We start from the raw sequence: 7,787 nt of genomic DNA, 5'->3' as shown, positions 1-7,787 counted from the left end.
AGACACTCGCTTAGCAAAACAACACCATCTGTCTCAAAAGCCATGACGGGTTACACTATGTGCTGCTTCCGTCAGCCAGCGCGGTAGGGACGTCGCTGGACAATGTGCAATGGGAAACCATCCTGCGGTCCGTGTCTGCGCGGGGCGGGTTCCGAATGGAATACGGAGCCGCTGCCGGAACCCGTGAAATTGCGCATTTCTTAATTTTGGACCGGAGAATGCCTCGCTCTTTGGCGTTTTGCGTGCGCAAAATTCGAGACAATTTGAGCTATGTGAACCGCGGGGTTTTGCAGCCAGGCTTGGCCCAAAGAAAAGTCCAGCATCTCGAAACGACCTATCTAAGCCACGATATCGATGCTGTCTTTGAATACGGATTGCACGATTATATCCAAAAATTCCTGGCGCTACTTGCAGAGCTGTCCGGGCAGATAGAAACCGACTTTCGGTTCAGCGAGTAGACAATGCGCCTGACCATTCGACACGAAACCCGTTACCAGTTTTCAACGCCTGTCAAATACGGGCTGCAGCAGATGAGAAAGACACCCAAATCGTCACACCAACAACAGGTGCTTTCTTGGCGTACCAAGGTGATCGGCGGACAAAGCGAGCTGAGCTACGAGGATCACCACAACAACACCGTCGAGTTGATCAGCTTTGGCGGCGAGCAGGAGTTGACGCTGGTCAGCGAAGGCGAAGTCGAAATCAGCGACACTCATGGTATCGTCGGGCGACATCGCAGCGTGACTCCGCTTTGGCTATTCCTGAATTCGACGGCACGGACCAAAGCTGGACCAGGCGTCAAAGCTCTGGTGCGCAATACCCCAACCTTAGCGCCTTTGGAACAATTGCATGCTCTGGCTGGCGTGATCCGGGATGCAGTGTCTTTCGAAGTTGGCGCCTCACAGGCCGATTGGGGTGCAGAAGAGGCCATAGCAGCGGGCAAAGGGGTTTGTCAGGACCATACCCACATCTTCCTGTGTTGCGCACGCGCTCTGGGCCATCCGGCTCGTTATGTCTCGGGCTACCTGATGTTGAACGACCGCACTGCGCAAGAAGCGATGCATGCCTGGGCAGAAGCCCATATCGACGGTCTGGGCTGGGTCGGTTTTGACGTGTCGAACGGGATTTCGCCTGATACACGCTATGTGCGTGTGGCAACGGGGCTGGACTATTCTGAGGCGGCCCCAGTTTCTGGCACGCGCATCGGTGGCATGGGGGAAAACCTGTCTGTCGAGATTGACGTGGCTCAGCAATAGGAACGCCCAGATGACTTACTGCGTAGGGATGATGCTCGAGCGGGGACTGGTGTTCATGTCGGATACTCGGACAAATGCCGGGCTCGACAATGTGTCGACTTTTCGAAAAATGACAACTTGGGAGGCCGCTGGCGAACGGTCGATCACTCTGATGTCAGCTGGCAATCTTGCAACAACTCAAGCCGTGGTCAGCTTGCTGGATGAGCGTAGCAAAACGCCCGAAGACCGGGCGCCATCCCTGCTCGCGGTTCCGTCCATGTTCCAAGCGGCGCGCATGGTGGCTGACACGCTGCGGGAGGTGATTGAAAACCACGCAGACACTGGCCAACGTGCCGACAGCACATTCAACGCGACACTGATCCTTGGCGGGCAGATCAAGGGCGGCCCAAGCAGGCTATTCCTAATTTACCCGGAGGGAAACTTCATAGAGGCCGCTGAAGACACGCCATTTTTCCAGATCGGAGAAACAAAATATGGTCGTCCGATCCTCGTCCGAGCCTATGAACGGGACATGAGCTTTGATGCCGCGATGAAGCTCTTGTTGGTGAGTTTTGATTCCACGCTCAAGGCCAACCTGACGGTTGGAGCTCCGTTTGATTTCCATTGCTACGAAAAAGACAGCTTGGAGACCGGGATCACCGGACGCGTGGCCGGCGACGACGCTTATTTCCAATCGATTTCTCAAGGTTGGGGCGACGCGTTGCGTGAAGCTTTGGATATGCTGCCAGACTTCTCCCTCAAGGCGAAAGATGATGAGTGAGAGTGCTTATGGTTGCTCGGCGACATGTCGGTCTTAAGCCGCTTTCGTAGCTTCGTCGGAACGCAACGAAAGTCCGCAATGCGGGCTGCGATTGCAGCATCGAAGACGCTGCCTTAATGACCGGTAAGGGTCTCAGCTCACTAGATGAGACCCCTATTCGTCAGAAATCGCTCCAGACTTGCACAGGAACTTGCGATCCAACAGCAGCCACAGCTCTGGGGGAAGATTGCGGCACAGCGACATTTTCTTCCGTCCAATCTTTCGCATCAGTCGCGTCGTGCGCCAATTCCGGCGAAACAGATTTGAGCCGTGCCCCTTCTTTAAGTTGGAAGCGACTGACCAGAGAATACAATTGCGAAGCTTGATTGCTCAACTCTTGACCCGCAGCAGTGGACTCTTCCACCATCGACGCGTTCTGTTGCGTGACCTGATCTAGCTGACTGACACCGGAGTTGATCTCGCTCAGGCTCGCCGACTGTTCCGTGGAGCTTTCGACAATGCCGGTCACGAGCTTAGAGACATGGGTCACACGTTTAACAATCGTCTGAAGCGCATCCCCGGCCTTGCCGACAAGATCGACACCACGCTCAACTTGTTGCGAGCTGTCACTGATCAGTGTTTTGATCTCCATCGCTGCCTCAGAAGATCGCTGAGCCAAGGCCCGCACTTCTGATGCCACAACGGCAAAACCACGCCCGGTTTCACCCGCACGGGCGGCCTCCACGCCAGCGTTTAGTGCGAGAAGGTTGGTTTGGAACGCGATGTCGTCGATCACGCCCACAATCTGGCTAATCTGCGACGAACTCTGCTCAATCTCGGCCATAGCGGCCACGGCGTTTTCTACGATCTCGCGGTTTTCCACCGCATCAGATCGTGTCTGCTCCATGGTCGTGCCAACATCGCGGGCGCTGTCCGCCGCAGACTTCACCAACGTGGTCAGCTCGTTCATCGCGCCTGCTGTCTCTTCCAAGGTGGCCGCCTGAGCTTCTGTGCGACGAGACAGATCCAATGAGGCTTGGCTGATCTCAGACGAACCACCGCGGATATTGTCTGTCGAGTCCACGACTTGGAGGATGGCATCCCCAAGGTTTTGAACAGATTTGTTAAAGTCGATGCGCAGGTTTTCATATTGTGGCGGAAAATTCTGCTCAATATGGGCTGTCAAATCGCGATCTGAAAGAAGGGTCAGCTGTTGGCTAAGTACTTCAACAACTTCTGCCTGCAGTTCGGCGTTTTTCTTGCGCTCATTTTCTGCCACCTGGCCGTTGCGGAGTGTTTGCGTCAATTCCCGCATATGGCCGCCGACAATCCCGAATTCATCCCTTCGTGCATTCAGGTTGCCGCGATCTTCATAGTCTCCGTCGGCAATGTCAGAGATCGTTGCGGTCATCTCACGCAATGGGCGACCGAGCACGCGCTGGAAAAGCCACAGTGCAAACGCCATCATAGTGGCGAAGACCACCGCAGCGGCCATGAGGAATTTCGTACTTTCCCGATAAGCGGCGTTCAGAGCTTCGTTCGCGTTCCAAGCCATCGCGACCGCGCCAATCACTGGCCCGTCCGGGGCAGAGCGCACGGGCCTGGCTATCCACAACCCGCCCTCTGCCATTTTGACATCTTCTGCTTCAAGAGAAGCATCAACGAGGCTCTGAAGGTCGCTTCGTACGCCCATCGTGTCTTCCGCGGATGCCAGCATAGTGCCAGCGGCATCCACAATAATCATGTCAGAGCCGCTTGGCCCGGCGGAGTTCATAGACGTAAGGACAGCTTCCTCGATTTTTGGCGTGGCCTTGAACCGAATAGGCTTTACCAGCGCTTGCGCTTGGTTTTCGACTGTTCCTGCGGCTTGATCTACCACGCTTTGTTGAGCCAATTTCTGGATCAAAGACAGAGATTGAACTGTCAGCGTGGCGGTTACGACGATTGTGGTCAAAGCCACAATCGCCGCGCAGCGTACAAAAACAGATTTCAATCCAATGCGCTGTTTATCCTTACGTTCCATAGGATATCTCCATTGGTTTGATTACATCAGGCTCTCAGCATCGATACCGATTGTGATCGCGCCTATTGGAGATTGCGTGGCAGGGTCAGCGATCGTGATCGAGATTTGAGCTTGGTAGGTTTGGCTGGACTCGTCGAATTCCACTTCGCTGAAATGCGTGGCACCTGCGCCCATTGGGAACGTCTTCTGGAATTTGTCTTCGTCACCCTGCCAGTAGTCGGAGGTCGCGCCTGACGCAGCGACATTCAGGCCGAGAGCGTCCATAACAAAAACCTCAGTAATCTGGCCGTTGCTTTCGGCCACACGCTCACGCAAGAAATCCGCAGCGGAGTTTATCAGAACACCGTCGATCAGTTCAGATGCACTGCCCACTTCGGATCGCCATTGTGTGTCGAGCGTCTCGATCATGGTGGCGTCGAAAGATCCGGTGTCTTGGTTTTGGTTGGTGATCGCTGAAATCAGAACTTCGCTTTGCAGCCATGCAGAGGCATTTTCATCAACAAAAGTCTGCATGGCAGAATCAAAGTCAGAAGCAAAAGCCATGTGTGGAACGATGGCCAAGGCTAGGGCCGAAACAAGTGAGCGGGTCATTGGGAAACTCCAAAAGTAATAGTGGTGAGTGCGCGCAGTTGACGCTGGGCTAGGCTGTCTTCAAATACTTAATTTTTCGTCATGTTGAGGCTGACGTGCCTCCCGAGGTCGCGGCCCTAGATTTTGAAACATGCTATGTCCACAAGTTTGTTACTCACCAATAAATGACGGTGTTTTCCGTTCTGAAAAGTCGACAGCTACGCTTCGTATTTGAAGTTATTTCATAATTTACAATGGTATATAGAGGTTCTTGCGAGCTGGACGCAGGATGCATGTGCCGTTCTGGCGACACGAACGAGCGTTTCGAAAAAGAGGATAGGTCGCATCGTTTATCCTGCCCCAAAAACCCGATTTTAAGTGCATAGTTCCTCGCACTTTAGCAGCGCCCCAACCTGGATTGGACGCCCTTACGCGTGCATGCGTAATTCCCTAAAGCGCGCTTAGATTGTGTGTGGGAGGGGAAGAGATGTGATGACCGAGCAACGGGCACAGGTCTGATTCGTCAGAATGAATTGCGCCAAGCTTAATCTTAGCCTTTGAACACAGTTGGGTTGGTGGTCGGAGAAACACTCCGGGGGCGTCTTATTGAGCTGCAGTTGGCCTTCTTTGCAGCCAATTCCGGTTTCCAACCGACCCGCCGGTTGCTCACGACCGCTCTGGGCTGAGAGCGGTCATGTGACGGGATTTTCTCCAAAGGCGGCTATGCGCAGATAGTAGGCTTTGCAAAGTCAGAGTTTCCGCGGACACTGACCGGCCGAGAACGGCCCATAGCGGACTTTGGTCTCCACTTGAAAATTCTGCGGTGCGGCCAACCATTCCAGCCGTTCGCGCGTCGGGCAGCGTTCGAGCGGGCCAATCGTCGCGCCTCGGTTTTTCTGCCATTCACCAAGCTAGCGAAATGACTGCCAATTTCTCAGCCCAACTTCGGTTTGAGCGAAACCTTAAAACTTGACGCTGCTCATTTTAATCACATCTAGCTATCGAAAACGAGAATTGGAGTCTCTAACAGCTTAGGCGTGCATTTTGTTGATGACCCTTTAGTACCCCCTCGGAAACCGTTACGCCAATAGTAAGACGAGCCGTAAAGGTGTGGCTTTTGATACTTACCGTTCAGAGGGAGCATGCAATTGCCTGTACCAGACCACCCAATCCGTGTCGGGATTTCCGGCACTGGGTTCGTCGCTCGCGGCCTATGTGAAGTCTTGATGTCAATGCCAGACCGGTTCTTGCACACGTCCGTTTTGACGCGGAGGCCGCTAAGTTCCGTAGAAGCCTTTCCGAACAAAGTCAAAATCACCAACCATTTAAGCCAACTCATCGAAAACAGCGATGTGGTTGTCGAATGTTCTGGAACTGTTGAAGGTGCCCGGCAAGTTGTCGAAGCCACGCTTCAAAGCTCAATTCCAACAGTTACAATGAATGCTGAGTTTCAAGTTACGCTGGGTTCGGCGTTTGCGGGTACAGGGCTTTTGACAGAGGCACAAGGAGATCAACCTGGCAGCCTGGCTGCGTTGAACGAAGAAGTTCGGCTCATGGGTTTTGAGCCTTTGGTTTTAGGTTCTCAAAAAGGGTTTCTGAACCATAGCCCCAGCTATAAGGACATGCAGTATTGGGCTACGCGGCAAGGTATTTCTGTACCAGCAGTCACCGCATTTACCGATGGCACCAAAGTCCAAATTGAGCAGGCTATGGTCGCTGATTGTTTCGGAGTGGGTATCTCTGGTCGTGGATTGAACGGGCCAAGAGTTGAAAATTTGTCGGAAGCCGCACAGGTCTTGGGTAGTCTTGCAAAAACGTTGACGCACCCGATAGCGGACTACGCTTTATGTCCCTCTGGGCGGGGAGAGGTCTTTATTGTTGCAACCCATTCATCGCCACCTGAGAAGTTAGGTTACTATAAATTGGGCGCTGGTGATCTTTACCTCTTGGAGCGACCGTTTCACCTTGGCCACTTTGAAATCCCAATTACGATAGAACGAATGGCCCAAATGCGCGGCCCTTTGATGTCGATGCCCAAAGAACCGTTGCACTCTGTTCTTACCATCGCAAAGCGAGACTTGGGGCGCGGACTATTTGTTACCCGAGCGATCGGAAGCTTTGACTTCAGAGGAGAGGCTACAACACGATTTGAGGCACCAAATCATGTGCCCATCGGCCTCATGGAAAATTGTATTCTCAAAGAAAACGTTTTGGCTGGACAAGTCATCCAATGGTCAGATGTCGACTTTCAATCGAGTGCATCGGTTGAACTTTGGCAGCAAACCGATCAAGAATGGAAACGGCTCATTTTTTCCGCCTGACTGGAACGACAAACACCGGATGCTGTTTGACAGGGTTTGACCTGTTCCAAGCTTGATTGGGCATTTTTCGCGTCATCATCTCTTGTGGTGGCAAGCAAAACGTTTCTTCAGTCGTTTGCGCCCGTTCAAGGCTCCAGCCTTTGGCGAGGTCTGCGGCTGGGTATTTCCGGACAAGATATTTGTCCTTCCCATGCTTATAGCTTAGAAATAAATAGTGCCGCAGCGCATAGCGCTCCTCTGAGACATTCAGGCTTTCAAAAGCAACCCTATGACCGGCCCCAGGCATTAAATTGACCTTTTCGCCCGTACTCTTCCAGGCATTCGTGCGATTGTATCGATTGGGCTGAAAGAAGTAGTACGTATCAAGAGTTTCAACAAAATCGCCGCTGCGATGCTCTTCTTCTTTAGTCACGGGCAGAAAAATATATTCATCAAAGTTGACCGCTGTAAAACCTTGCTTTTCGGTGTTTTCAAAAGCCTCTTGCAAGGTGTTAAATCCTTCAGGGGCTTCGCGGATTTCATCTGAATCCCAAAGCATAAACCAATCGCTTTGCCTGCTGTTTACAAGGTCTTCTTTCAGCTGAAGGATTCCAGACCAGTCGAAGACTCCGTTGTGTGGATGGTGTACAATCTCTTTGACCACTTTTCCTTTGAACTCTTCAACAATCTTTTTTGTTGCGACGTTGCAGTCATTGTCGATCACAATGGCCTCGACGCCATTTTCTGACATGCATTGAAAGCAACGACGCAGGTACGATTCATCTGAATGGACTGAGATGACGGCCGTAATTTTCAAATCGGTATCAGGGTGGCTCGGTGGCTTTGCAGAGATCTGTGAAATTGGATATACCTACTCAGTTGCAAGCCATTGTATTGGT

Annotated in this window: 7 protein-coding genes; 4 read left to right on the top strand and 3 right to left on the bottom strand. The window is 52.5% G+C overall.

All coding sequences use genetic code 11. The features are described from left to right. Window positions 1-59: 59 nt before the first annotated feature. From SHIM_RS15600 to SHIM_RS15590, 3 genes are read left to right on the top strand one after another with little or no spacing between them, the layout of a single operon-like run. Window positions 60-458, top strand: a complete 399-nt coding sequence (locus tag SHIM_RS15600; protein ID WP_275043956.1) for an alpha-E domain-containing protein — start codon at window positions 60-62, stop codon at window positions 456-458. Window positions 459-461: 3 nt separating this feature from the next. Further along, window positions 462-1,256 carry a transglutaminase family protein gene (locus SHIM_RS15595; protein WP_054003607.1) on the top strand — a complete coding sequence of 265 codons (795 nt, stop codon included), beginning with the start codon at window positions 462-464 and terminating at the stop codon, window positions 1,254-1,256. A gap of 10 nt (window positions 1,257-1,266) precedes the next feature. Further along, window positions 1,267-2,016 (top strand): proteasome-type protease, encoded by a 750-nt coding sequence (locus tag SHIM_RS15590; protein WP_054003606.1) that lies wholly within the window; start codon window positions 1,267-1,269, stop codon window positions 2,014-2,016. A gap of 160 nt (window positions 2,017-2,176) precedes the next feature. On the opposite strand, the gene SHIM_RS15585 is transcribed toward SHIM_RS15590, so the two are convergent. Together SHIM_RS15585 and SHIM_RS15580 are read right to left on the bottom strand one after the other, a co-directional pair. Further along, window positions 2,177-4,018, bottom strand: coding sequence for a methyl-accepting chemotaxis protein (locus SHIM_RS15585; protein WP_054003605.1), 1,842 nt, complete (start codon window positions 4,016-4,018; stop codon window positions 2,177-2,179). Between the two features lie 21 nt (window positions 4,019-4,039). Then, window positions 4,040-4,609: a hypothetical protein gene (locus SHIM_RS15580; RefSeq protein ID WP_054003604.1), complete on the bottom strand. Its 570-nt coding sequence runs from the start codon at window positions 4,607-4,609 to the stop codon at window positions 4,040-4,042. A 1,121-nt stretch (window positions 4,610-5,730) separates the two neighbouring features. Between SHIM_RS15580 and SHIM_RS15575 the strand changes: the two genes are divergently transcribed. Then, window positions 5,731-6,909 carry a hypothetical protein gene (locus tag SHIM_RS15575; protein ID WP_082358421.1) on the top strand — a complete coding sequence of 393 codons (1,179 nt, stop codon included), beginning with the start codon at window positions 5,731-5,733 and terminating at the stop codon, window positions 6,907-6,909. On the opposite strand, the gene SHIM_RS15570 is transcribed toward SHIM_RS15575, so the two are convergent. Continuing rightward, window positions 6,893-7,705, bottom strand: a complete 813-nt coding sequence (locus tag SHIM_RS15570) for a glycosyltransferase family 2 protein (RefSeq protein ID WP_206541368.1) — start codon at window positions 7,703-7,705, stop codon at window positions 6,893-6,895. The two genes, SHIM_RS15575 and SHIM_RS15570, sit on opposite strands and share 17 nt — an antisense overlap. Window positions 7,706-7,787: the final 82 nt, after the last annotated feature.

Origin of the sequence: Shimia sp. SK013 (assembly GCF_001292625.1) — a bacterium.
In the GTDB taxonomy this organism is placed as follows: Bacteria; Pseudomonadota; Alphaproteobacteria; order Rhodobacterales; family Rhodobacteraceae; genus Shimia.
The sequence above is the reverse complement of the archived record's forward strand: the minus strand, read 5'-3'. Positions and strand labels throughout refer to the sequence as shown.

Bases quoted from the DNA above. Each gene is read 5' to 3' on its own strand.
- SHIM_RS15590 (WP_054003606.1), top strand. From the start codon at position 1,267: ATGACTTACTGCGTAGGGATGATGCTCGAGCGGGGACTGGTGTTCATG.
- SHIM_RS15575 (WP_082358421.1), top strand. From the start codon at position 5,731: ATGCAATTGCCTGTACCAGACCACCCAATCCGTGTCGGGATTTCCGGC.
- SHIM_RS15595 (WP_054003607.1), top strand. From the start codon at position 462: ATGCGCCTGACCATTCGACACGAAACCCGTTACCAGTTTTCAACGCCT.
- SHIM_RS15580 (WP_054003604.1), bottom strand. From the start codon at position 4,609: ATGACCCGCTCACTTGTTTCGGCCCTAGCCTTGGCCATCGTTCCACAC.
- SHIM_RS15585 (WP_054003605.1), bottom strand. From the start codon at position 4,018: ATGGAACGTAAGGATAAACAGCGCATTGGATTGAAATCTGTTTTTGTA.